This is a genomic window from Lysobacter sp. SCRH-1R (assembly GCF_057747855.1).
Genome location: NZ_CM173227.1, coordinates 553629 through 578474, shown reverse-complemented (window position 1 = coordinate 578474; position 24846 = coordinate 553629). Strand labels below are relative to the sequence as shown.

Genomic DNA, 24846 nt, shown 5'->3' with positions numbered 1-24846 from the left:
CACAGCCTGCACCTCACAGCCTGTAGTGCTCGGGGCCGATCAGGTCCACGCCGCACTCCAGCCGTTCGATCCAGTCGAGGAAACGCTCCATCGCCTCGCCGCGCATGGGCAGGCCGTGCTGCGGCACGATCATCGACGGCGCGAGTTCGCGCACCATCCGCGCCCACAACCGCGTGGCGCGGTTGGAGGCCATGTAGCGCCGATGGAATCCTTCCATGCGCGGCACGTGCGCGTCGAAATCCTGCACGAACGCGTACGGCGTTCGGCTGGGCACCATCGACGCGCCGACGTCGCCGGAGAACAGGATCCGGCTCACCGGATCGTGGAAGCTGAAATTCCCCACCGAATGCATGAAGTGCGCCGGCAGCGCGCGCACGACGCTGTCGCCCATCGGCACGTGCCCGCCCTCGTCGGGCAGCAGCAGGTAGCGATCGCTCCCGGCATTGCGCAGATAGCCCGGCACCACGTGCGGCACGAAGCGGCCCCATAGCTTCGAACACACCACCGTGGTGTTGGTGTACAGCAGCCACTTGTCGACCGAACCGATGATGTCCGGGTCCTGGTGGGAGCACAGCAGCCAGGTGACGTCGGTCGGCGCGACGAACTCGCCCATCGCCAGGATCAGCGGGTTGTAGAGCAGCGCGCCGCCGGGATCGAGCAGCGCGCTCCTGTCGCCATGCTGGATCAGGAACTGGTTCGCCTGCACGCCGTCGTCGCCGCGCACCAGGTCGCTGAAGGCGATGCAGCGATGGCCGGGCTGCTCGAACAGGATCGTCGCCATGGTTTTTCCCTTTGCACGAGCGGGCGACTTTAGGAACGCGGGCCGCACGCGCGCTTGAGCCGGATCAAACGATGCGTGCGCCGTCTGGCCGCGCTCACGGCGAAACGACGACAATGGCCGGGCCGGACGCCTCCTCCACCCGCGTCCGTGGAGTGCCATGTCTCCCCGCGATCTCCTGCTGGTCCTGCTCGTCGTCGTGGCGTGGGCCGTGAACTTCCTGACTTCCGCGCTGGCGATGCGCGAGATCCCGCCGTTCCTGTTCACCGCGCTGCGTTTCGCGCTGCTCGCGCTGCCGCTGGCGTGGCTGGTGAAGCGGCCCGCGCCCGGACAGTGGCCGCGGCTGCTCGCGGTGTGCCTGTGCATCGGCGTGCTGCACTTCGGTCTGAGCTTCACCGCGCTGAAGCTCGCTGGCGATCTCTCCTCACCCGCCATCGTCATGCAGAGTTATGTGCCGATGACGACGCTGCTCGCATGGTGGTGGCTGGGCGAGCGGTTCGCGTGGCGCACGGGCCTGGCGATCGCGATCAGCTTCGCCGGCGTGCTGGTGCTCGGGCTGGACCCGACGGTGATGGACCATCCGATGTCGCTGGTGCTGATGCTGATTTCGGCGGCGTTCCTAGCCGTCGGCACGGTGCTGATGAAGGGCCTGCGCGGCATGGACGCCTACAGCCAGCAGGGCTGGACGGCGCTGATCGCGGTGCTGCCGCTGCTGGCGATCAGCGCGGTGCTGGAGCCCGGTGCGATCGCGACGCTGCCGCGCTGGAGCTGGGTCGCCTGGGCCGGTGCGCTCTATGCGGCGTTCGTGTCCTCGCTGCTCGGCCACGGCCTGTACTACGTGCTGGTGCAACGCCACCCGGTGGCGCGCGTCATGCCGTGGCTGCTGCTGGTGCCGGTGCTCGCGATGGGACTGGGCATCGCGTTCTGGGGCGATCGTCCGGGACCGCGATTGCTGATCGGCGGCGCCATGGTGCTCGGCGGCGTGCTGCTGATCGCGATGCGCGCATTGAGCCGCCAGCGCCCTGCGCCGGCCGCCGAGGAAATCTGACTCAGCCTTCCCCGCTTCGCGGCTGGAACATCTTCGCGTTCGGACGGAACGGGCGCGGCGCGTAGCCGAAATCGCGTTGCGCGGGCCCGATGTCGAAGGTGAGATCGCTGCGCATGCGACGCACTGCCGCTTCGCCCAGGCCGGTCGCCCGACCGGTCAGCTGCGCGACGAACAACGCCGCGTTGAACATCGGCGACGGCAGTTCGATCAGGGTCGGCGGCGGCGTCAGCGAGGCGAGCACGCGCGCGACCATATCGCGATAGGTCAGCGTTTCGCCGCCGGGCAGCGCGTAGGTCTGTCCCTGCGTGGCCGGCGTGTTGGCGCAGGCGAACGCCGCCGCCGCGAGATCGTCCGCATGCACCGGCTGGCGAAGGCCGTTGGCGCCGCGCGGCAGCGGGAAACGGCCCCAGCGGCGCGCGAGCTGCGCGATGCGCGTGAGCGTGGCGTCCCGCCCCGCGCCGTAGATGAGCGTCGGACGCAGCAGGGTCGCGGTCGCGCTGCGCTTGGCGGCGGTGGCGAACACGCGCTCCTCGCCTTCGCGCAGGCGACGCGCGACGTCGCGTTCGGCCGCGTCCGCCGAACCGCGCTTCACCTCCACGCTGGTCGAACCGAACGCGATCACGCGCGCACATTCGATCGGCGCCTGTGCGTACCACGCGGCGAATCCGTCGAGCGGCCCGCAGCTGAAGATCGCATCCACGCGCGCAGGCAGCCCCGCCGCGGCGGGAAGTTCGCCGCGAAGCCAATGCAGGCCGGGCTCGTCGGTGTGTTCCGACCGCGACAGCGCGGTCACCCGCCAGCCGTCGCCCTGCAGCATGCCGAGCAGGGGGAACCCGATCTGCCCGGTCGCGCCGAACACCAGTGCGTGGCGCATGCCGTCAATCCGCCTTCGCGGTGGCCGGCAGGGTCGCGCGCAGCCACAGCCAGCCGAGCACCGCCGACAGCAGCGAGGCGAGCAGCACGCCCAGCACCGCTTCGCCGTAGGCGTCCGAGTCGTGATAGGCGAGCGAGGCGATGAACAGGCTCATCGTGAAGCCGATGCCGCACATCAAGCCCAGGCCGATCATCGCGCGCAGGTCCATGCCGGCCGGGAAGCGCGCCCAGCCCAGCGCGCGCATCAGGACCGCCGCGCTCACGATGCCGATCGGCTTGCCGACGACCAGGCCCAGCACGACGCCCATCGGCAGCGGCGCGAGCAGTTCGTCCAGATGCATGCCGGCAAGCACGCGTCCGGCATTGGCGAACGCGAACAGCGGCAGGATCGCGTAGGCGACCCACGGATGCAGCGAGTGCTCGAGCGATTCCAGCGGCGAATGCACGTGCTCCGCCCCGTCCCGCGCGTCGGCGACATTGCGCCTGTGGGGAATCATGAGGCCGGTCAGCACGCCGGCGAACGTCGCGTGCACGCCCGACTTCAGCACGCACACCCACAGCACCACGCCCAGCAGCAGGTACGGCGCCAGCCGCATCACGCCACGGCGGTTGAGCAGCCACATGCCGGCGACGGCGGCCGCCGCCCACACCAGCGCGGTGACCGAAAGCCCGTGCGAATAGAAGAACGCGATGATCAGGATCGCGATGAGATCGTCGACCACCGCGATGGTCGACAGCAGCAGCTTCATGCCGCTGGGCACGCGCGACCCCAGCAGCGCGAGCACGCCCAGCGCGAAGGCGATGTCGGTCGCCGTCGGCACCGCCCAGCCGCGCATCGCCTGCGCATCGTGGTGGTTCAACGCGATGAACAGCACCGCTGGCACCGCCACGCCGGCGGCGGCGCACACCAGCGGCAGCACCAGCTGCGAGCGGCTGGCGAGCTGGCCGCTCAGTGCCTCGCGCTTGATCTCCAGCGCGACCAGCAGGAAGAACACCGCCATCAGGCCGTCGTTGATCCACAGCAGCAGCGGCTTGGCGATCTCGAACGCACCGATGCGCACCTGCACCGGCAGCTCGCGGAAGCCCTCGTAGACCGAGACCAGCGGCGAGTTCGCCGCGACCATCGCCAGCAGCGCGGCGGCGATCAGCACGATGCCGCCGGCCGCTTCGAGCCGGAAGAACTCGGCCAGCAGCCGCAGCGCGCGCGGGGAAGAACGGTCGGTGGTGTGCATCGGGGATTGCGTCATGCCACGAGTATATCGGGCGCGGCAAGACGCATCCGGCGAGGCCGCGGCCGGGCGGGAGTCAATGCATCGTCAGCAGTTCGAACGCGACCCACGCCAAGAACGCGATCAGCAGCCCCGCGCCCTCGCCCTTGCTGATGTGCAGGTCGCCGCGCAGCATCGGATAGAGCATCAGCGCGAACACGCACGCCGCCGGCAGTTCGAACGTCACGAACGACGCCGGGAACGCGAGCGAACCGCCGACCGCCGCGATGCCGCCGACCACCACGAGCAGGTTGAACAGGCTCGATCCGATCACGTGCCCCACCACCATGTCGCCGTGGCCCTTGCGCGCGGCGGAGACGGCCGCGGCCATTTCCGGCAGCGCGGTGCCGATGGCGACCGGCAGCAGGCCCGTCAGCAGCGGCGCCATGCCGATTCCTTCGCCGATCGTCGGCGCGCTGCGCACGATCATGCGCGAACCGAAATACAGCAGCACCGCGGCGATGCCGAAGCGGATCAGGTTGAGCCACAGGTCGGTGCTGGTGCGCGCGAAGGCGGCGATCGCGTCCTGCAGTTCGGGCGATTCGCGCCGCGTCCGCAGCCCGGCGTACACCACCACGACGAGGAATGCGACGAGCAGGATTGCGCCTTCCACGCGCGTGAGTTCGCCATCGGAGCCGAGCATCATCGTCAGCAGCGTGCCCAGCAGCAGCGCCAGCAGCAGCGGCGCCAACGCGCGCCAGCGCACCGTCAGCGGCGCGATCAGCGCCGCCGCGCCGAGGGTCAGGCCGATGTTGGCGACGTTGCTGCCGACCGCGTTGCCCAGCGCCAGCATCGGCTGGTCGCGCACGACCGCCTGCAGGTTGACCGCCAGTTCCGGCAGCGAGGTGCCGAAGGCCACCAGCACCAGCCCGGCGACGAAGGGCGATGCGCCCAGCCGCTGCGCCAGCCCGGAGGCGCCTTTCACGATCGAGTCGCCGCCCAGCGCGAGCAGCACCAATCCCAGTACGAACCAGCCGATGGCCTCGAGCATCGTGTCCCCTCCACGCCTCAATCCCTGGATTCTATGCCCGTGGCACCGCGCGGCGTACAGGACGCGAGCGCATGGCCTGCCTCAGGAACAACCTTCCACGTAGTCCACCTGCGGCGGCTCGCCGATGCGCCACTCGGTCACGCGGCCGTCCGCATCGGTCTCGAACAGCACCACGCCCGGCCCGCCACCGGGGTTCGGGATGCGCAGGTAATGGCCGCCTTCGACGTACTTGTGGTTCTGCACCTGGACGTGGCCGGCGTAGAGGCGCTGGATGTCCTGCGTCGTCATGCCGATGCGGCCACCGCCCGGGGCCTCGATGTCGTCGGCATCGACGTCCATGCGCACGAAGCGCTGGTCCTCGAACATGAAACCGATGCGGTAGCCGCGCTGCGTGCGCGGCTGCGGCATGAGGTAGTAGCAGCCGGCCGGCGTGTCGGGCGTCGGACCCGCGAGGTCCTTGCCCCACGCCATGCGCACCTCTTCCTCGGTCGCGCCGAACGGCGCCGGGCCGAAGCCGGCGTAGCCGATCGCACCCGGCGCGGGCATCGCGCCGGCCGGTGCGGGCGGAGGAGTCGGCGCCGGAGGGGCGGGCGCGGGCTGCGCGGGTACGGCGGGGGCCGTGGATGCGGACGACGGCGGCGATGCGGGCCCCCGCGGGCGCGACGGTTCGCGTTCGCCGCAGGCCGACAACGCCAGCAGCAGCACCGTCGCAAACGCCATCCTCATCGACCCGCTCCCTCGACCACGGCTGGCCCGCAGCCTACTCCGGAGCGCCGTCAACGTCGCGCAAACGCACGGCCTCACGCCTTCGCGTCGAAGTGCTTCTTCAGGCCTGCCCAGCACGCCTGGTAATCGCGCTGGCGATGCGCGGCGTCCAGCGCCTGCTTCGTCGGGCGGATCACGGCGCGCGTTTCGAACATGAAGGCCATCGTGTCGCGGATGACGTCCGGCTTCGACAGGTCGGCCGCGCTCGCCTTCTCGAAGGTCGCCGCATCCGGGCCGTGGCCGGTCATCGAGTTGTGCAGCGATGCACCGCCCGGGACGAACCCTTCGGCCTTCGCGTCGTACGCGCCGTGCACCAGGCCCATGAACTCGCTGGCGATGTTGCGGTGGAACCACGGCGGACGGAACGTGTCCTGCGCCACGAGCCAGCGCGGCGGGAAGATCACGAAATCCATGTTGCTCGTGCCGGCGGTGTCGCTGGGCGAATGCAGCACGAGGAAGATCGACGGATCGGGATGGTCGTAGCTGATGGATCCGATCGTGTTGAAGTGGCGCAGGTCGTATTTGTACGGCGCGTAGTTGCCGTGCCATGCGACCACGTCGATCGGCGAATGGTTGATCGTCGCGCGCCACAGGTGGCCCTGGAACTTGGCGATCAATCCGAACTCGCCTTCGACGTCCTCGTACGCGGCATTGGGCGCGAGGAAATCGCGCGGATTCGCCAGGCCGTTGCTGCCGATCGGCCCGAGGTCGGGCAAGCGCAGCATCGCGCCGAAGTTCTCGCACACATAACCGCGCGCTTCGCCATCGGGCAGCGTCACCGCGAAGCGGATGCCGCGCGGAATCACCGCGATTTCCTGCGGTTCGACGTCGAGCACGCCCAGCTCGGTTTCGATATGCAGCCGGCCCTGCTGCGGCACGATCAGCAGTTCGCCGTCCGCGTCGTAGAACCAGCGGCCGTGCATGTCGCGATTGGCGGCATACACGTGGATGCCGACGCCGTGCTGCGACACGGGCGAACCGTTGCCGGCCATGGTGAAGAGGCCGTCGACGAAATCGATGCCGTCGGCGGGCATCGGCAACGGGCTCCAGCGCAGCTGGTCGGGCGAGACCGGGCCGTCGCCGAACTCGTTGTGGAAGGTCGCCTTCGCCTGCGCGTAAGGCGCGAAGCTTCCGTGCATCGCCGCCGGGCGGATGCGGTAGAGCCAGCTGCGCCGGTTCGCATGGCGCGGCGCGGTGAATGCGGTGCCGGAGATCTGCTCGGCATACAAGCCGTGCGCGACACGCTGCGGCGAGTTGCGCCCCACCGGCAGCGAGCCGGCCACGGCCTCCGTCGCGAACTCGTTCCCGAAACCGGATTGGTAGCCGTTGGTGGTGATGGTCATGACGGGTCCGCCTTTGCTTGTAGCCCCTCTCCCTCCGGGAGAGGGGTTGGGGTGAGGGTCGGGGTGTCCAGATGGTTCCAGATCGCCTCGATCACCGCGTCCAGTTGCTGGAGAACTTCATTGCTTGCGCAGCGGAGGATCGCAATTCCGCGCGAATGGAGGAAGGCGTCCCGCGCCGCATCCGATACGGCCGTGTGCTGCGAGCCATCCACCTCTACCGCCAACCGCGCACGCTCGCAGTAGAAGTCCACGATGTACGGGGGCACTGGATGTTGGCGACGAAACTTGAAGCCACCGAGCTGGCTTGCACGCAACCGTTGCCACAGCACGCGCTCCGAGTCCGTCATGCCGCCACGCAACCGTTTCGCATGCGCGTGGGTTCGTGTCGGCAATGGCGGCTTGGACGACATGGGCTTCCCTACCCTCACCCCAACCCCTCTCCCGGTGGGAGAGGGGCTAAAAGCCCGTGGGCTACGAAGACATCGTCTCCGCCTAAACGGTCTTCGCGCTACTTACAACACTCCGCGCCGCATCTGATCCCGCTCGATGCTCTCGAACAGCGCCTGGAAGTTGCCTTCGCCGAAGCCTTCGTTGCCCTTGCGCTGGATGATCTCGAAGAAGATCGGGCCGATCGCGTTCTGGGTGAAGATCTGCAGCAGCTTGCGCTGGTGCGTTTCCGGGTCGGCGTCGATCAGGATCTTGTTCTTCTGCAGGCGCGCGACGTCCTCGTTGTGGCCCGGCACGCGCTGGTCGATCACCTCGAAGTACGTGTCCGGCGTGTCGAGGAATTCGACCCCCTGCTCGCGCATCGCCTCGACCGTGTCGTAGATGTTGTCGGTGAAGCAGGCGATGTGCTGGATGCCCTCGCCCTTGTACGCGTCCAGATATTCGTTGATCTGCGACTTGGGGTCGTTCGACTCGTTCAGCGGGATGCGCACGATGCCGTCCGGCGCGGTCATCGCCTTGGACACCAGGCCGGTCTTGACGCCCTTGATGTCGAAATAGCGGATCTCGCGGAAATTGAACAGGCGCTCGTAGTAGTCCGACCACTTCTGCATGTTGCCGAAGTAGAGGTTGTGCGTGAGGTGGTCGATGAAGGTCAGGCCGAATCCCTTCGGATTGGCGTCCGCGCCCTGCACCGGCAGGTAGTCGCCGTCGTAGATCGAACCGGCGGCGCCGTAGCGGTCGACCAGGTACAGCATGCAGTCGCCAATGCCCTTCACCACCGGTGCGGCCACGGCGCGCGTTTCGGCCTTGTCGACGATGGCTTCGCCGCCGTTGTTGACGACGGTGTCGAACACCTTCGACGAGGGCTCCTTGAAGCGGATCGCGAAGCCACATGCGCTCGGGCCGTGCTTGGCGGCGAAGTCGGCGGCGAAGCTGTCCGGTTCCTCGTTGACCAGGAAGTTCACGTCGCCCTGGCGGTAGACGGTGATCGCACGCGTCTTGTGGCGCAGCACGGCGGTGAAGCCGAGCTTGCGGAAATAATCGTGCAGGGCCTCGCCCTGGCCGGCGGGGGCGGCGAATTCGACGAACTCGAAACCGTCGATGCCGAGCGGGTTCTCGAACGTGGTGACCTGCATGCCGAGGTTGGGCTGTGCATTCATGGCATTGTTCTCAGATGGCGACCCGGCTGTGGGGACGGACTTCCGGCCGGGTCATTCGGAAACGAACGTTATAGTTTCACCTGAAACCATAATCAAGGCACATCGCATCATGAATGCGCGCGACCCCGGATTCCTAAGGCTCGGACAACCCCTGCCCGGCCACGCCCAGCTCGATCTGGAGCATTTCCTTCCCTATCGGCTGTCGGTGCTGAGCAACCGCGTGAGCGGCACCATCGCGCGCATCTACACCGAGCGATTCCAGCTCAGCATCACCGAATGGCGGGTGATGGCGGTGTTGGGTCGATACCCGGGCCTGTCGGCCAACGAGGTCGCGCAGCGCACCGCGATGGACAAGGTGGCCGTGAGCCGCGCGGTGGCCCGCCTGCTCGATGCAGGGCGGCTGGATCGCGAGATCCATGGCGACGACCGGCGGCGTTCGGTCCTTAAACTGTCCGAGGGCGGGTATCGCATCTACGACGAGGTGGCGCCGCTGGCGCTGGAGTTCGAGCGGCGGTTGCTCGACGGGATCGACGACCAGGAACGGGCGGTGTTGTTCCGGTTGCTGGACAAGCTGGATGAGCTGGAGTTGCGGGCTGAGGCGGAAGGGATGTCGTGAAGCTTCTTGTAGCCCGGGTAAGCGAAGCGCACCCGGGGGCTGTCATGCCCGACCCGGGTGCGCTTCGCTTACCCGGGCTACAAAGGCTCGTAGTGTTTCAACGTGACCATTCAAAAAAACAACGGCGACCTTGAGGTCGCCGTTGTTCGTGAAGCATCGCGATCTGCCAGGCTGCGGGCCTGGATCCCGGCTCTCACCGGGATGGCGATCCGGCAAAGCCGCTCGCGCAAAGCGCGAGCGGGCCGGATCGTCACTTCACCCCATGCATCAATCGCTGCACGAGCGGCGCGATGAGGAACAGCAGCACGCCCGGGATCACCAGCGCCCAGAAGCCGAAGGTGTAGCCCGACAGCGCGGACTGCACGTTCATGCCCGTCTCGCCCGACACGTGGCTGGCGAAGATGCCCGACAGGTTGTTGCCGATGCCGGTCGACAGGAACCAGCCGCCCATGCCGAAGCCGACCAGGCGCACGGGCGCCAGCTTGGTCACCATCGACAGGCCGATCGGCGACAGGCACAGCTCGCCGATGGACTGGATCCAGTACACCGCGAACAGCGTCCAGAACGGGATCTTCAGCGTCTGCGGGTTCACCAGCGACGACAGCGCGAACATCAGCAGCAGGAACGCCAGGCCGTTGAAGATCAGGCCCAGGCTGAACTTGCGCGGGATCGACGGGTTGTTGCGGCCCATCTTCACCCAGATCCACGCGATGATCGGCGCCAGCGTGATGATCGCCACCGAGTTCACCGACTGGAACCAGCCCACCGGGAACGTCCAGGCGCCGAACTCGCGGTTGACGATCTTCTCGGCGAGGAAGCTGAAGGAGCTGCCGGCCTGTTCGAAGAAGCACCAGAACAGCACGTTGAACGCGAAGATGATCAGCATCGCGATGACCATGTCGCGCTGGCGCGGACCTTCGCGGATGCCTTCCACCAGCAGCAGGATCGCCAGCGCGATGAACATCGCGGTGAGCACCCACTGCAGCGAATCGGCGCCCATGCTCAGCAGGAAGTAGATGCCGGGGATCGCGACGATCGCGCACAGCGCGGTGATCGCCAGGCGCGCGCGGCTTTCGCTGCCCGCCGGCGGACGGCCGATGCCCTGCAGCTGGCTGCGGCCGATCCAGAACCACACCAGGCTGATCAGCATGCCGATGCCCGAGGTGATGAACACCACCTTGTAGGCCGGCATCTCGGGCGAACCGAACACGTTCTCGGCGAACCAGCCGGTGATCAGCGGCGAGACCATCGCGCCCAGGTTGATGCCCATGTAGAACAGGGTGAACCCCGAGTCGCGGCGCTCGTCGCCGACGGCGTAGAGCTTGCCGACCATCGTGGAGATGTTCGGCTTGAACAGGCCGTTGCCGGCGATGATCGTCGCCAGGCCGAGCTTGAAGACCTCCTGGTTCGGCATCGCGATCATGAACAGACCGGCGGCCATGATCGTCGCGCCGAGCAGGATCGAACGCTGGTAGCCGATCACCCGGTCGGCCACGTAGCCGCCGAAGATCGCCGCGGCATACACCAGCGCCAGGTACGCGCCGTAGAGCTGGTTGGCGGGCGTCTCGCCCGTGCCGCTGCCGTCGTAGAACTGGGCGACGATGTAGAGCACCAGCGCCCAGCGGATGCCGTAGAACGCGAAGCGCTCCCAGAACTCCGTCATGAAGAGCATCCACAGCGGGCGCGGATGGCCCATGGTCTGCGGGAATGCGGGAAGAGGCGCGGCCGTGCCGTTCGCCGATGATGCGGTTCCGCTCATGCGGTATCCCCCGTGGTGGATCAAGTACTGGCAAAGGAAAACCCACGCCGGGCGGCACGGGACCGGGGAGGATTACCGGCCGGCGCCCGATCCGTCAAACCCGCGTGAATGCCGAAAAGTCGTGCTGCGCCGCAGCATCGCAGCTGAACGGGGACGGCGTCGCGCCTAGCCGCCCGCGGCGGCGGCTTCGATCGCCAAGGCGAGCAAACGCGGGAAATCCGCATGCGCGTCGCGCAGCAGCGCCTGGGCCTCGTCCAGCGCGCACCAGCGCAGCTCGGTGTGCTCGGCGAGGTTCGCCGGCTCGCCGCTCCAGTCGCGGACGAGGTAGAGCCGAAGGCGCCATGGCTCGGGCGCGGCGCCTTCGAGGCGATCGAGATAGAAGAAGTCGCGCGCGACGATGCCGAGCTCCTCCGCCAGCTCGCGCGCGATCGCCTGCTCGCCGCTCTCCCCCGCTTCGACGTGGCCGCCGAACACGTCCCACGCGCCGGCCAGCCAGTCGCAATCGTCGCTGCGGCGGCCGAGCAGCACCCGCCCATCGCGCACCAGCAGCGCGCCGACGCAGTCGTGCACCGGCCGCGACGTCGTCATTTCGCCGGCGGTGGCGTGCCGTACCCGGCCTGCGCGCCGATCATCGTGCGCACGTCGAACAGTTCCGGGAAGAAGGTCAGTTCCAGCGCCTGCTTGAGGAAGCCCACGCCACTGGAGCCGCCAGTGCCGCGCTTGAAGCCGATGATGCGCATCACCGTGCGCATGTGGCGGAAGCGCCACAGCTGGAACTGGCTTTCCAGGTCGACCAGGTCCTCGCACAGGTGGTACGCGGCCCAGTGCGCGTCGACGTTCTCGTAGATGCGTTCGAACACCGGCAGCAGCGCCGGGTCGGCCACGTGCGACTGCGACCAGTCGCGCTCGACGTGGCGTGCCGGAACCGCATGACCGTGGCGCGCGAGGTAGCGCAGCACTTCGTCGTACAGGCTCGGCGATTCGAGCACCTCGCGCAGCGCGCCTTCCGCCTTCGCGTCGTGCGAGAAGACCTTGAGCATCGACGCGTTCTTGTTGCCGAGCAGGAACTCGATCGTGCGGTACTGCAGCGACTGAAAGCCCGACGAAGGCCCGAGGATCTCGCGGAATTCCATGTATTCCGACGGCGTCAGCGTTTCCAGCACCGACCACATCTCGGTGAGCTGGCGCAGGATGTTCTTGCAGCGCGCGAAGATCTTCTGGCATTCGCCCAGGCGGTCCTCGCGCAGGTTCGCGATGGCCGCCTTGAGCTCGTGGATCATCAGCTTCATCCACAGCTCGGCGACCTGGTGCTGGACGATGAACAGCAGTTCGTCGTGGTGCGGCGGATTGGACAGCCGCTGCTGCGCCGACAGCAGCGTGTCGAGCTGCAGGTAGCCGGAATAGCTCATCCGCCCTTCGAAGTCGGTGTGGATGCTCGATTCCAGTTCGCGCTCGTTCTTCTCGACCGTCATTGCAGGCTCGGGTGACGCCGGATCGTTCCGGCCAGGGGGCCAAAAGGGTAACGCATCGGCCCTTTGCGCCCGGGGATGGCGGCGTGGTCACCGGCGTGAAATACCCGCGACGGACCATGCGGCAGACTCGGCCGGTCCGCGACAGGGGCGTTGGCGGACCGGGTGCTCACTCTCAGTGCCCGCCCGCCAGGGCGGCTCGACAACGGGGAAGTCTATGGACAGGGCCAGGGGCCGCCGGGCGGTCGCGTTGTTCGCCTTCGCATCGCTGCTCGCCCTCGCCGGCGGCGCGCATGCGCAGGTCGTCATCAGCCAGGTGTACGGCGGCGGCGGTGGCGGCACGGCCGTCTACGCCAACGATTACGTCGAGCTCCACAACCGCGGCACGGCGCCCGTCTCGCTCGCCGGCATGTCGGTGCAGTACGCCAGCGCGACCGGCACCGGCAACTTCAGCGGCGTCGCCGTGCTGCCGTCCGTCACGGTGCAGCCGGGCAAGTACTTCCTCGTCGCGATGAGCGGCGGGTCGGCCGGCGCGCCGCTGCCGGCACCCGATGCCACCGGCCCCGCGGCGATGTCCGCCAGCGCGGGCAAGGTCGTTCTCGTGCGCCAGTCCGCCGCACTCGCCTGCAACGGCGGCAGCGCGCCGTGCTCGGCCGAGCAACGCGCGCTGATCGCCGACCTCGTCGGCTACGGCAGCGCGAACTTCTTCGAAGGCGCCGGTGCGGCGCCGACGCTCAGCGCCGCCACCGCGGCGCTGCGCAACGACAACGGCGCGACCGACACCGACAACAACAACGCCGACTTCACCGCCGGCGCGCCCACGCCGCGCAACAGCGGATCGACCACGCCGGAACCCGAACCCGCGACGCCGCGCACGATCGGACAGATCCAGGGCAGCGCGCTGCGTTCGCCGCATGAAGGCGAGCGCGTGGTGACAGAAGGCATCGTCACGGCGTTGAAGTTCAACAACGGCTTCTTCCTGCAGGCCGCGAACGACGACGGCGATGCGGCCACGTCGAACGGCGTGTTCGTGTTCACCAGTTCCGCGCCGCCCGCCAGCGCCGCCGTCGGCAACCGCGTGCGCGTGACGGGCAAGGTCGAGGAATTCGTCCCGGCCTCCAACGTCAACCAGCTCACCATCACCGAAATCACCGGACCGACGGTCGAGTTGCTGGAAGCCGGCCTCGCCCTGCCCGCGCCGGTCGAACTCACGTCCGCCGATCTGTCGCCGAACGCCACGCCGGGCACGCTCGAACGCCTGGAAGGCATGCGCGTGAGCGTCGGCAACGCGGTCGTCGTGGGCCCGTCCGAAGGCCGCATCGACGAGGACGACGCCACCGCGAGCAGCGACGGCGTTTTCTACGTGACGCTGCCCGACGTGCCCACGCCGTTCCGCGAACCCGGCATCGGCGTGATGGACGCCGCGCTCGCGACGCTGCCCCCGGGCAAGGACCCTCCGCTGTTCGACACCAACCAGGAACGCCTGATGATCCGCAGCCGCGGCCAGGTCGGCGCGTTCCCGCTGTCGGTCGATACCGGCGCGCAGGTCGCGGGCCTGTCCGGCGTGCTCGACTACTTCGGCGGCACCTGGGCGCTGCTGCCCGACACCGGGACGCCGCCGACCGCCACCGGCGGCCGTCTGCCGCAAGCGGTGAACGACGCGGGCCTGGATGAAGTCACCATCGGCGGCTTCAACCTGCTGCGCTTCTTCGACGAGATCGACGACAACAACGGCGCGCCGACGATCAAGCCCGAAGCGCTCGACAGGCGCCTGACGAAGACCGCGAGCGTCATCTGCGATTACCTCAAGGCGCCCGACATCCTCGGCGTGGTCGAAGTCGAGAACCTGCGCGTGCTGGGCCTGCTCGCCGATCGCATCAACGCGAACTGCGCGAGCGCGCCGCAGTACGTGCCGTACCTGTCGCAGGGCAACGACGTGGGCGGCATCAACGTCGGCTTCCTGGTGTCCACGCGCGCGGTCGACGCCGGCGTGTCGCGCGTCGAGGTGCACGAAGTCGTGCAGTTCGGCAAGGACGCGACGCTCGCCAATCCCGACGGCAGCACCAGCCTGCTCAACGATCGCCCGCCGCTGCTGCTGCGCGCCTCCGTGCATCACGACAATGGCGCTACGTATCCGGTGACCGTGATCGTCAACCACCTGCGCTCGCTCAACGACATCGACTCGGTCGCGCCCGGCAGCAACGGCTGGAGCACCGACGGCGCGCGTGTTCGCGCCAAGCGCGGCGCGCAGGCGGCGTATCTCGCCGGCTTGGTGCAGCAGATGCAGGCGACGAATCCCGCCGGGAAGATCGTGCTGATCGGCGACTTCAACGCGTTCGAGTTCAACGACGGCTACGTCGACGTGCTCGGTGTCATCAAGGGCACCGAAGCGCCGGAGGACCAGGTGCTGACCTACGTCGACAGCCCGGTGACGACGCCGCTGATCGACGGCTCGGAACTCATCGCCGATCCGGCGCAGCGCTGGTCCTACGTGTTCGGTGGCAGCGCGCAGACGCTCGACCATGCACTGGTGAACGAAGCGGTGGTGATGGGCGCGTCCGCCGTCACCGTCGAACACGCGCGCATCAACGCCGGTTTCGCCGTCGATCATTACGGCGATGCCTCGCTGCCGCTGCGCGTGTCCGACCACGATCCGGTGCGCGTCTCGATCCGCGTGCCGGATTTCCGCAGCGCGAACCTGTCGGCCAGCGCGTCGGCGACGCCGTCGACGCTGCGTGCGGGCGAAACCGCGACGTGGGGCGCCAACGTGCGCAACGCCGGCCCGGATGCGGCGGAAGGCACCGCCGTCGCATTCGCCTTCGATGCCGATGTGACGCCGTCCATCACGGCGCCCGCCGGCTGGACGTGCGCCGCGCCGGTGCACGACGCCGCGACGACGACGGTGGCCTGCACGATCGGCTCGTTCGCATCGACGGCGCAGGCGACATTCACGCTGCTCACGCCGATGCCGTCGCTGCCGAACGGCACCGTCGTTCGCATGGCCGTGGCTGCGCGTTCGCAGACGCGCGATCCGGTCAACGCAGACAACGACGCCACCGCGAGCATCACCGTGGTGACCGCGGCCGACATGTCGGTGCGGATCGAAGGCGGCGCGCTGCCCGTGCGCCGTGGCGCCATCGCGACCTTCCTCGTGCCGGTGCGCAATGCCGGCCCGGACGCGGCCGCGCAACCGACGCTGTCGATCGACGGCAACGTCGCGGCGTCGGCCGCCGCGATCGCCGCACCGTCCGGTTGGAGTTGCGCGCGCACCGCGACCGTCGCCGGCTTCCGCGCGCAGTGCACGCACGGCGGCGGCATCGGCCAGGGCGTGCAGTGGTTCGCCTTCGCGATCGTGGTGCCGAACCGTCCGGCCAACGGCACGCAGCTGGAGTTCAACGCGCACGTCGAATCGGTGACGCCCGATCCCGACGCGTCCGATAATACGGACACGCTGCGCGTGGCGATCCGGCGCTGAGAACCCGGACGATCGGCCGGAAGGGCGCGGCATTCCGCGCCCTTTCCGCTTTCCGGCGCGCATTCAGCCGCGCTCCATACCGACGCGTCCGGCGCCATCTAGCGTCTTTTCCGCAAAGTTGCATGCCGCACCGCGCAACGGGCCTTGACGCGGGCTTGGGTATCATCGCGTCCAACAGCGCGTTGCTACGGCCCGGTTTCCCGGCCGCCTGCGCGCCTCGGAGCCAGGTCGGGCGCGCCCCGGCCCAGCCCTCCGAACGGTCCCTGCCGGCACTGGATCCGGGACGCGGCCGTTTCGGCTCCCTGTCACCCGACACCCAGTCAGGACTCCCGCGATGACGGTCGCCGCGACCTTCGAAATCGAATACCTGCAATACCTCGGCCCGGACGGCAAGCCCGTCGCCGAACTTCCTTCCGCATTCCGCGATCCCAAGGCGTTGCTGCCGCTGTTCAAGCAGATGCTGTTCGTGCGCACCTTCGACGCGAAGGCCATCGCGCTGCAACGCACCGGCAAGCTCGGCACCTACGCCAGCTGCCTGGGCCATGAAGCCACGCACGTCGGCATTGGCGCTTCCATGCAGCCCGACGACGTGTTCGCGCCGAGCTATCGCGAGTACGGCGCGCAGTTCATGCGCGGCGTACTGCCGCGCGAAGTGCTGCTGTACTGGGGCGGCGACGAACGCGGCAACGACTTCTCCGGCCCGAAGCAGGATTACGCCTGGTGCGTGCCGATCTCCACGCAGTGCCTCCACGCCGCCGGCGCCGCGCTGAAGTTCAAACTTATGAAGCAGAAGCAGCTCGCCGTGGCGTGCTGCGGCGACGGCGGTTCGTCGAAGACCGACTTCTACGCCGCGCTCAATTCCGCCGGCGCGTACCAGCTTCCGCTGATCCTGTGCGTGGTGAACAACGGCTGGGCGATCTCCGTCCCGCGTTCGGCGCAGACCGGCGCGAAGACGCTCGCGCAGAAGGGCCTGGCCGGCGGCCTGCATTGCCTGCAGGTGGACGGCAACGACCTCATCGCCGTGCTCGAAGGCATGCGCCGCGCAAGCGAGCGCGCGCGCAGCGGCGAAGGCGGCAGCGTGATCGAGTTCATGACCTATCGCCTGCACGACCACACCACCGCCGACGACGCGCGCCGCTACCGCAACGAGGACGAGGTGAAGGACGCCTGGACGCGCGAGCCGATCGCGCGCCTGCGTGCCTACCTCACCGCGCAGGGCGTGTGGAGCGAGGCGGAAGAGAAAGCCTGGGCCGACGAGTGCGCGGCGAAGGTCGACGTCGAGATCAACGCGTACCTGGAAACGCCGGTGCAGCCGGTCGAGGCGATGTTCGATTACCTTTATGCCGATCCGCCGCCGGACCTGCTGGCGCAACGCGCCTTCGCGCTCGCACAGGAGGGCCGCTGATGAACGCCGAGGACAAGAAGAAAATCGACGCCGCGAAGGCCGCGACGCCGACGGCGATCACGCTGATCGAAGCCATCACGCAGGCGCTCGCCTACGAGATGCGCGCCGACGAGAAGGTGCTGGTGCTCGGCGAGGACGTCGGCGTCAACGGCGGCGTGTTCCGCGCCACCGCCGGCCTGCAGCAGCAGTTCGGTCCGGAGCGCGTGCTCGACACGCCGCTGGACGAAACCACCATCGCCGGCCTCACCGTCGGCCTTGCGTCGCAGGGCATGAAGCCGGTCGCCGAATCGCAGTTCGACGGCTTCGTGTACCCGATGGTCGACCACATCATCTGCCACGCCGCGCGCTTCCGTTACCGCACGCGCGGTCGCCTCAGCTGCCCGATGGTGCTTCGCGTGCCGTGGGGCGGCGGCATCCGCGCGCCGGAGCATCACTCCGAAGCGAACGAAGCGATCTTCACCAACGTGCCCGGCCTGCGGGTGGTGATGCCGTCCTCGCCCGCGCGCGCCTACGGCCTGCTGCTCGCCGCGATCCGCGATCCGGATCCGGTGATCTTCATGGAGCCCAAGCGCATCTACCGCCAGTACAAGGAAGTCGTGCCCGACGACGGCGAAGCGCTGCCGCTGGACGTGTGCTACGTGCTGCGCGACGGCACCGACGTCACGCTGGTGACGTGGGGCGCGCAGGTGAAGGAAGCGCTGGAAGCAGCGGAGAAACTGGCAGCCGAAGGCATCAGCGCCGAAGTCATCGACGTCGCCACGCTGCGTCCGCTGGACTTCGACACCATCGCCGAATCGGTGAGCCGCACCGGCCGCTGCGTGATCGTGCACGAAGCGCCGAAGACCGCCGGTTTCGGCGCGGAAATCGCCGCGCGCCTGGCCGAGGAATCGATGTTCGACCTGCTCGCGCCGGTGGAACGCGTGACCGGCTACGACACGCACATCCCGCTGTTCCGCCTGGAAATGAAGTACCTGCCGAGCGTCGACCGCATCGTCGCGGCGGCAAAGCGCACGCTGGCGGCGAGCTGAGCCATGCGTCACGCACGCGTCGTCGTCTCGCACAGCGCGCCGGATCGCCCGCCGATCCGGCTTGCGCGCGGCGACGCCGTGCACCTTGGCGAGCGCGACACCGACTGGCCGGAGTTCGTGTGGACCACGATCGCCGAAGGGCACGAGGGCTGGGTTCCGGCGCGGTTGTTCGATCGCGACCAGGGCCCGGCCACCGCGCTGCAGGACTACGACACGCGCGAGCTCGACGCGCAGGCCGACGAAGTGCTGACGCTGCACTACGAGCTGGCGAACTGGTGGTGGGCCGAGAACGCGCTCGGCCACCAGGGCTGGATTCCGGCGCGCGCGCTCGAACTGCTCGACGATGACGAAGGCGAGGACGCATGACCGCCGTCGCCGCGCTTTCCACGTTCCGCCATTGAAAGACACGGCCCGCCGCGCGCCGCGCGAGGGCCATCACCGCACTCCAACGAGACAACGACCGTATGGCCAACACGAAGAAGACCTTCCTGCTCCCCGACCTCGGCGAGGGCCTGCCCGACGCGACGATCGTCGAGTGGTACGTGAAGGAAGGCGACACGATCCGCCTCGACGACAACCTGGTGTCGATGGAAACCGCGAAGGCGGTGGTCGACGTGCCCTCGCCCGTGTCGGGCAAGGTGATCAAGTTGGCGGGCGCCGCGGGCGACGTGATCGTCACCGGCAAGATGCTGGCCGAGTTCGAGATCGACCCGTCGATGCCGCAGCGCGCCGAAGGCCAGGACACCGGCCATCACCACGGCGCGGGCAGCCATGCGCCGGAAGACGGCGACAAGGTGGTCGCGTCCGACGAAGGCGGCGTGATCAGCGATGCGGGCGAGGAAGCACCCAAGGGCGAAGCACGCGCGGATTCGGGCACGGTCGTCGGCGCGATGCAGAGCTCCGACGCGGTGCGCAGCGAACAGGCCGTCGCGGTCGGCGGCGTGAAGGCGATGCCCGCCGTGCGTGCGATGGCGCGCAAGCTCGGCGTGGACATCGCGCGCGTTCGCGCGTCGGGCGCCGATGGCGTGGTGACGATGGATGACGTGAAGCGCGCGGCGGCCGATGGTTCGGCTTCGGGCATCGCCCCGTCCGCCCGGGTGAAAGGCACCGGCGGCGCCGACCTGCCGCCGTCCCGCCCTCACCCCAGCGCGATCCCGCAAACGGCAGGGGCGACGACACCGTCGCGCAGCACGCTTTCTCAGGGCGGCAAGCCGATGCGCACGCAGCCGCCGGGTGTCTCCGCCAGCGGCCAGCCGGAGCAGCTCAAGGGCGTGCGTCGCAACATGGCGCGCGTGATGGCCGACGCGCACGCGAAGGTCGTGCCGACCACGCTGTGCGACGACGCCGACCTGCACGCATGGCTCGGCAAGCAGGACATCACCGCGCGCCTGGTGCGCGCGATCGTCGCCGCCTGCAAGACCGTGCCGGCGTTGAACGCCTGGTTCGACGGCGACACGCTGAGCCGCACGCTGCATCCGCACGTGGACATCGGCATCGCCGTGGACACCGAGGACGGCCTGTTCGTCCCGGCGCTGCGCAACGCCGACATGCTCGACGGCGCCGGCGTGCGCGGCGCCATCCAGCGCCTGCGTGCGCAGGTCGAGGACCGCACGATTCCGGCGACGGAACTGAGCGGCTACACGATCTCGCTGTCGAACTTCGGCATGTTCGCCGGCCGCTACGCGACGCCGGTCGTGGTGCCGCCGTGCGTGGCGATCATTGGCGCGGGCAAGCTCAGCCACGACGTGGTCGCGGTGATGGGCGGCATCGAAGTGCATCGCCGCATGCCGATCTCGTTGACGTTCGACCACCGCGCCTGCACGGGCGGCGAAGCGGCGCGCTTCCTGAAGGCGCTGCTGGACGACATGGCGTTGCCGCAGTAATCACCGGCATTCGTAGCCCGGGCATGCGATGCCGCGCCCGGGATGCACCTCGGCGAAGCTCCGGGTGCGCTCCGCTTCCCCGGGCTACGAGAGCGACATCGACTGTACGTGAAAGCTGCTGACACCAGGTTGTCAGCAGCTGCGGTACAACCTGCCACCACTGCCATCCGAACGGGAGTGTTGCCATGGTCCATCGCAGCCGCCTTGCCGGTTTCATCATCGACTGCAAGACCGATGACCTCGACGCCGCCGCCGATTTCTGGGCGCAGGCGCTGGGGGTCACCATCGCCGACCGCAACGCCGGCGACGACACGGCCGAATACCAGTACTTCGGCGACACACCAGGCGACCTGTACATCGAGGTGCAGAAGGTCGATCACCCTTCGCGCGTGCATCTGGACATCGAAGCCGACGACATCGATGCCGAAGCCGAACGCCTCGAGAAGCTCGGCGCGAAGAAGGTCGCGTTCGTGAAGCGCTGGTGGGTGATGGAAGCGCCGACGGGACAGCGGTTCTGCGTGGTGCGGATGAAGGAACCGGAGAAGCGGTCTCTGCCTAACGAATGGACGTGAGCCCGCAAGGCTGCCTGGATGGTGAGTGCGCGCAGCGCGAAACAACGCCATGCGACGCTTCGCTCAATCGTGCACCGGCGTATCGTCCACCACCACTCGATTGCGTCCGCCCGCCTTCGCCCGATACAACGCCTGGTCCGCGCGGTCGAACACCTGCTCCGACCAGTCGCGCGTCGGCTCGCCGGCCGCCACGCCGATCGACACCGTCAGCGTGAACGGCAGCGGCGCGACGGCGATGCGCTGGCGGATGCGTTCGGCCACCTGCGTGGCCTGCGCGAGTCGCGTGTCGGGCAGCAGGATCAGGAATTCCTCGCCGCCATAACGCACCGCGACGTCGTGGTCGCGGATCGACGCCGCCACCGCGTCGGCCACGGCGCGCAGCGCGCGATCGCCGAGCAGGTGGCCGTGCCGGTCGTTGACGTCCTTGAAGTGGTCCACGTCGAGCAGCATCAGCGTGTACGGCGCCTGCTGCAGCTGGCGCATCGCTTCGACGTTGTCGCGCAGCTGGGCGAGCGCTGCACGGTTGAGCAGGCCGGTCAGCGCGTCGTGCGTGGCGCTGTGTTCGAGCAGGTCGTTGCGGCGCTGGAGGTCGGCGCGCGCGTCTTCCAGGCGCTGCGCGAAGGCCTCGCGCTCGCTGAGCAGGCGCCGCTGCTCCATCGCGTAGCGACGCAGTTCGAGCAGGTGCTGCGTTTGTCGCGCCAGCACTTCCAGGCCTTCGCGCTGCGCGTCGGTGAGCGTGCGCGGCCTGCTGTCGAGCACGCACACCGCGCCGAGCGGCTGGCCGTCGGGACTGAGCAGCGGCACGCCGGCGTAGAAGCGCAGCGGGTCGCCATCCACGCGCATCGCCGGACGCGGCAGTTCCGGATGTTCGAGCAGGTCCTCGACCACGAGCGTGCGGTCGGGATGGCGGATGACGCGATCGCAGATCGCCTCGCTGCGCGCGGTCTCGCGCGTGTCCAGGCCGATCTGGGCCTTGAACCACTGGCGATCGTGGTCGATCAGCGAGATCGCCGCCGCGGGCACGTCGCATAGCGTGATCGCCAGCCGCACGATGTCGTCGTACGACTGCTCCGGCACCGAATCCACGACCGCGTACGCGTCCAGCGCGGCCTGGCGGCGCGCCTCGTCGGGCGGTGGCGGAGGAAGGGAGCGCAGGGCGGACATGGGCGGGGCCAAAAAGGTCGCTAAGGCTACTCCCGGCCCGCCGCCCGACTCGTGATGCAGCCCACAACCTGCGCGGCTGCCCGCACTCCGTTCAGCGACGCGGCAGGTCAGCGAACCTGAACAGGGCGCTGGGCCGCGGCCTCGCGCGCCAGCCAGACCTCCAGGCCCTGCGCGTTGAGCTCGATGTCGATGGCCAGCAGCGCGCGGGCCTCTTCCGCCGTCACCGGCGCGCCATGCTCGCGGGCGCGCCCGAGGTACAGCGCCGCCAGCGACCCGACCAGGCGCTCGTGCCGGTCCGCCCGGCCTTCCGCGTCGCGCGCCAGCTCGACCATCGCGTCGATCTGGTCGATCAGATCGTTGCCGAGCCGCGCCACGTCGCCGACACGGCCGTAATGCGTGAGGTACATCGCCGCCGGATCGCGCGCCAGCATCGTGCGGATCGACCGCTTCAGCGGCTCGGGTTCGAACTGCACGGGCGAACTCGTCGGGATCACGAACGGCTCGCCATGCGCGTTGTCGAACTCGCGGTACGACAGGCCGAACGTGTCGCCGGTGAACCAGCTGCGGCTGCGTTCGTCCCACACGCACAGGTGATGGCGTGCGTGGCCGGGCGTGTCGATGCACAGCAGCGGACGGCCGGCCAGGTCGAGCGTTTCGCCGTCGTGCACCTCGCGGACGCGCACCGCGTCGATGGGCACGATCTCGCCATAACTGCGCGCGATTTCCTCCTCGCCGTACACGGCGGTGGCGCCGGCGACGAGGCGTTCGGGATCGATCATGTGCGGCGCGCCGCGCGGATGCACCGCCAGCGTCGCGTTCGGCAGCGCGCGCATCAGCGCGCCCGCGCCGCCGGCGTGGTCCAGGTGCACGTGCGTGAGGATCAGCCAGTCGACATCCTGCGGCTGCAGGCCCTGCCAGGACAGCGCATCGAGCATCGCCGGAACCGAATGCTGCGTGCCGCAGTCGACGTAGGCGCCGCGGCCGTGTTCGACGATGAGGTAGGCGGCGTCGAAGTCCGGCCGCTGGAATCCGGTGTCGATGGTGACGATGCCGTGCGCGTCGTTCATGCCGTGGCGCTCCTTGAGGGGACGTCCGCCCAGTCTAGGCCGCGCCGGATGATGCCTCGATGCGGCTTTGGTCGTGATGCGCGATCAGGTGTGCCGGCGCAGCCAGCGGCGCCGCACGAAGAACGCCACCGTCAGCACCGCCAGGAACACGCCGTATCCCACGGCGGTGGCGAGGATCTGCTGCCACATCTTGCCGTACACCGGATCGGCGTTCGCGTGCGACCAGTACAGGCTCAGCAGGAACGCGGTGAACGCCAGCAGCAACGCGACGCCGTCGAACAGCTTGCGCGAGGCGGTGCGCGGCTGGCGCGGGAACATCCAGTACAGCACGCCCAGGATCGCGAACCACGGCAGGAACAGGATCAGCGCAAGGTTGAGTTCGACGAACGGGTTCATGCCTTCTGCGCGCTCTTTTCCAGGTCGGCTTCGATCATCGCGACCAGCGCTTCGCGCACTTCATCGGGCGATACGCCCTCGGCGGGCGTCGCCAGGCCGGCAAGCGCATCGAACCCGGTCGCGCCCGACTTCAGGCTCGCGATGAGCGTGCCCGCATCGCGCGCGGAGTCGAACGCGCCGCTTTGCAGCAACAGGCGGTCGCCATCGACCAGCTTGAAGTAGAAGCGCCCGTCGGCTTCGCGATACTGCTTGAACGTCGGCAGCGAGGCCTTCGCGGCTTTCGTCTTCGCACCGACCTGCACCTGCGACAGGTCGCGCAGGCCGACCGCCGCGCGCAGCGTGTCGAGCGTCGGGCGCGCGTAACGCGCGCGCAGGCGTTGCGCACCGTCGCGCAGGATGGCTTCGATGTGCGAAGGCCGGGCGATCAGCGCTTCGTACTTCTCGCGCAGCGGCGAGATCTCGCGATCGATGCGTTCGAACAGCGCCTGCTTCGCCTCGCCCCACGCGATGCCGTCCTCGAAGGCACGGCGCATTGCCGCGGTTTCATCGTTCGACGCGAAGGCCTGGTACAGCTGGAACACGTTGGAGGTGTCGGCGTCCTTCGCCTCGCCCGGCGCGCGCGAATCGGTCACGATCGAATAGATCAGCTTCCTCAACGTCTCGCGCGGCGTGAACAGCGGGATCGTATTGTCGTAGCTCTTGCTCATCTTGCGGCCGTCGAGGCCGGGGAGCGTCGCGACGTTCTCGTCGATCACCGCTTCGGGCAGCGCGAAATGCTCGCCGTAGAGATGGTTGAAGCGCTGTCCGAAATCGCGCGCCATCTCGATGTGCTGGATCTGGTCGCGACCGACCGGCACCTGGTTCGCGTTGAACAGCAGGATGTCGGCCGCCATCAGCACCGGATACATGAAAAGCCCGGCGCTCACGCCCGCATCGTCGTCCTCGCCGGTCTCGCGGTTCCGGTCCACCGCGGCCTTGTAGGCATGCGCGCGGTTGAGGATGCCCTTGCCGGCGACGCAGGTCAGGAACCACGTCAGCTCCTGCACTTCCGGCACGTCGCTCTGGCGGTAGAACCACACCTTGTCCGGCTCCAGCCCGCAGGCGAGCCAGGTCACGGCGATTTCCAGCGTCGAGCGCTGCACGCGCGCCGGATCCTGCACCTTGATCAGGGCGTGGTAATCGGCGAGGAAGTAGAAGCTCTCCACGCCAGGATCGCGACTGGCCGCGACGGCGGGGCGGATCGCGCCGACGTAGTTGCCCAGGTGCGGGGTGCCCGAGGTGGTGATGCCGGTGAGGACGCGGGTGAGGCTCATGGAACGCTGACGGCGGGAAACGGCCC

The 24846-nt window shown here is 68.6% G+C and carries 23 protein-coding genes; 8 read left to right on the top strand and 15 right to left on the bottom strand.

Features of this window, described 5'->3' with window-relative positions:
• Positions 1-13: 13 nt before the first annotated feature.
• Positions 14-781 carry an oxygen-binding di-iron domain-containing protein gene (locus AC3ANK_RS02585; protein ID WP_484172065.1) on the bottom strand — a complete coding sequence of 256 codons (768 nt, stop codon included), beginning with the start codon at positions 779-781 and terminating at the stop codon, positions 14-16.
• 157 nt (positions 782-938) lie between these two features.
• Between AC3ANK_RS02585 and AC3ANK_RS02580 the strand changes: the two genes are divergently transcribed.
• Positions 939-1826, top strand: a complete 888-nt coding sequence (locus AC3ANK_RS02580) for a DMT family transporter (protein WP_206860108.1) — start codon at positions 939-941, stop codon at positions 1824-1826.
• Position 1827: 1 nt separating this feature from the next.
• Here AC3ANK_RS02580 and AC3ANK_RS02575 read toward each other — a convergent pair whose 3' ends face one another.
• The 7 genes from AC3ANK_RS02575 to hppD form a co-directional block, all read right to left on the bottom strand.
• The gene (locus tag AC3ANK_RS02575) at positions 1828-2700 is read right to left on the bottom strand and encodes an SDR family oxidoreductase (protein WP_484172064.1); all 873 of its coding nucleotides are present in this window, start codon (positions 2698-2700) and stop codon (positions 1828-1830) included.
• Between the two features lie 4 nt (positions 2701-2704).
• Positions 2705-3946: a Na+/H+ antiporter NhaA gene (gene nhaA, locus AC3ANK_RS02570; protein WP_206860110.1), complete on the bottom strand. Its 1242-nt coding sequence runs from the start codon at positions 3944-3946 to the stop codon at positions 2705-2707.
• A 58-nt stretch (positions 3947-4004) separates the two neighbouring features.
• Positions 4005-4958 (bottom strand): calcium/sodium antiporter, encoded by a 954-nt coding sequence (locus AC3ANK_RS02565; RefSeq protein WP_484172063.1) that lies wholly within the window; start codon positions 4956-4958, stop codon positions 4005-4007.
• 81 nt (positions 4959-5039) lie between these two features.
• Positions 5040-5684 (bottom strand): hypothetical protein, encoded by a 645-nt coding sequence (locus AC3ANK_RS02560; RefSeq protein WP_484172062.1) that lies wholly within the window; start codon positions 5682-5684, stop codon positions 5040-5042.
• A gap of 74 nt (positions 5685-5758) precedes the next feature.
• Positions 5759-7066, bottom strand: coding sequence for a homogentisate 1,2-dioxygenase (gene hmgA / locus AC3ANK_RS02555; RefSeq protein WP_484172061.1), 1308 nt, complete (start codon positions 7064-7066; stop codon positions 5759-5761).
• Positions 7063-7476 carry an endonuclease domain-containing protein gene (locus tag AC3ANK_RS02550; RefSeq protein ID WP_484172060.1) on the bottom strand — a complete coding sequence of 138 codons (414 nt, stop codon included), beginning with the start codon at positions 7474-7476 and terminating at the stop codon, positions 7063-7065. Before AC3ANK_RS02550 ends, hmgA begins: the two co-directional genes overlap by 4 nt.
• Before the next feature lie 102 nt (positions 7477-7578).
• Positions 7579-8673 (bottom strand): 4-hydroxyphenylpyruvate dioxygenase, encoded by a 1095-nt coding sequence (hppD, locus tag AC3ANK_RS02545; RefSeq protein WP_242524994.1) that lies wholly within the window; start codon positions 8671-8673, stop codon positions 7579-7581.
• A gap of 109 nt (positions 8674-8782) precedes the next feature.
• Between hppD and AC3ANK_RS02540 the strand changes: the two genes are divergently transcribed.
• Positions 8783-9289 (top strand): MarR family winged helix-turn-helix transcriptional regulator, encoded by a 507-nt coding sequence (locus AC3ANK_RS02540; RefSeq protein WP_484172059.1) that lies wholly within the window; start codon positions 8783-8785, stop codon positions 9287-9289.
• A 250-nt stretch (positions 9290-9539) separates the two neighbouring features.
• Here the strand turns inward: AC3ANK_RS02540 and AC3ANK_RS02535 are convergent, their stop codons facing one another.
• The 3 genes from AC3ANK_RS02535 to AC3ANK_RS02525 all read right to left on the bottom strand — a co-directional run bounded on the left by AC3ANK_RS02535 (position 9540) and on the right by AC3ANK_RS02525 (position 12520).
• Positions 9540-11048, bottom strand: a complete 1509-nt coding sequence (locus AC3ANK_RS02535; protein WP_484172058.1) for a peptide MFS transporter — start codon at positions 11046-11048, stop codon at positions 9540-9542.
• Between the two features lie 165 nt (positions 11049-11213).
• The gene (locus tag AC3ANK_RS02530) at positions 11214-11636 is read right to left on the bottom strand and encodes an NUDIX domain-containing protein (RefSeq protein ID WP_206860117.1); all 423 of its coding nucleotides are present in this window, start codon (positions 11634-11636) and stop codon (positions 11214-11216) included.
• A complete protein-coding gene (locus tag AC3ANK_RS02525; protein ID WP_484172057.1) occupies positions 11633-12520 on the bottom strand; it encodes a tryptophan 2,3-dioxygenase in 888 nt (295 codons plus the stop codon). Before AC3ANK_RS02525 ends, AC3ANK_RS02530 begins: the two co-directional genes overlap by 4 nt.
• 214 nt (positions 12521-12734) lie before the next feature.
• On the opposite strand from AC3ANK_RS02525, the gene AC3ANK_RS02520 reads away from it, so the two are divergent.
• The 6 genes from AC3ANK_RS02520 (at position 12735) to AC3ANK_RS02495 (ending at position 20880) form a co-directional block, all read left to right on the top strand.
• Positions 12735-15992 carry a lamin tail domain-containing protein gene (locus AC3ANK_RS02520; protein ID WP_484172056.1) on the top strand — a complete coding sequence of 1086 codons (3258 nt, stop codon included), beginning with the start codon at positions 12735-12737 and terminating at the stop codon, positions 15990-15992.
• A 334-nt stretch (positions 15993-16326) separates the two neighbouring features.
• Positions 16327-17397, top strand: a complete 1071-nt coding sequence (pdhA, locus tag AC3ANK_RS02515) for a pyruvate dehydrogenase (acetyl-transferring) E1 component subunit alpha (protein WP_484172055.1) — start codon at positions 16327-16329, stop codon at positions 17395-17397.
• The gene (locus AC3ANK_RS02510; protein WP_484172054.1) at positions 17397-18425 is read left to right on the top strand and encodes an alpha-ketoacid dehydrogenase subunit beta; all 1029 of its coding nucleotides are present in this window, start codon (positions 17397-17399) and stop codon (positions 18423-18425) included. The genes pdhA and AC3ANK_RS02510 overlap by 1 nt, the downstream gene beginning before the upstream one ends.
• Before the next feature lie 3 nt (positions 18426-18428).
• Positions 18429-18791 carry an SH3 domain-containing protein gene (locus AC3ANK_RS02505; RefSeq protein ID WP_206860122.1) on the top strand — a complete coding sequence of 121 codons (363 nt, stop codon included), beginning with the start codon at positions 18429-18431 and terminating at the stop codon, positions 18789-18791.
• Between the two features lie 98 nt (positions 18792-18889).
• Entirely contained in the window at positions 18890-20308 is a 1419-nt protein-coding gene (locus tag AC3ANK_RS02500; protein ID WP_484172053.1) for a dihydrolipoamide acetyltransferase family protein, read from the top strand.
• A 185-nt stretch (positions 20309-20493) separates the two neighbouring features.
• Entirely contained in the window at positions 20494-20880 is a 387-nt protein-coding gene (locus AC3ANK_RS02495) for a VOC family protein (RefSeq protein ID WP_484172052.1), read from the top strand.
• A 63-nt stretch (positions 20881-20943) separates the two neighbouring features.
• On the opposite strand, the gene AC3ANK_RS02490 is transcribed toward AC3ANK_RS02495, so the two are convergent.
• From AC3ANK_RS02490 to AC3ANK_RS02475, 4 genes are all read right to left on the bottom strand, one after another.
• A complete protein-coding gene (locus AC3ANK_RS02490) occupies positions 20944-22044 on the bottom strand; it encodes a GGDEF domain-containing protein (RefSeq protein ID WP_206860125.1) in 1101 nt (366 codons plus the stop codon).
• A 107-nt stretch (positions 22045-22151) separates the two neighbouring features.
• Positions 22152-23111: an MBL fold metallo-hydrolase gene (locus tag AC3ANK_RS02485; protein WP_484172051.1), complete on the bottom strand. Its 960-nt coding sequence runs from the start codon at positions 23109-23111 to the stop codon at positions 22152-22154.
• Between the two features lie 84 nt (positions 23112-23195).
• On the bottom strand, positions 23196-23507 hold the full coding sequence (locus AC3ANK_RS02480) for a hypothetical protein (protein WP_206860127.1): 312 nt from the start codon (positions 23505-23507) through the stop codon (positions 23196-23198).
• Positions 23504-24820, bottom strand: a complete 1317-nt coding sequence (locus AC3ANK_RS02475; protein ID WP_484172050.1) for a tryptophan--tRNA ligase — start codon at positions 24818-24820, stop codon at positions 23504-23506. Before AC3ANK_RS02475 ends, AC3ANK_RS02480 begins: the two co-directional genes overlap by 4 nt.
• Between the last annotated feature and the right edge of the window lie 26 nt (positions 24821-24846).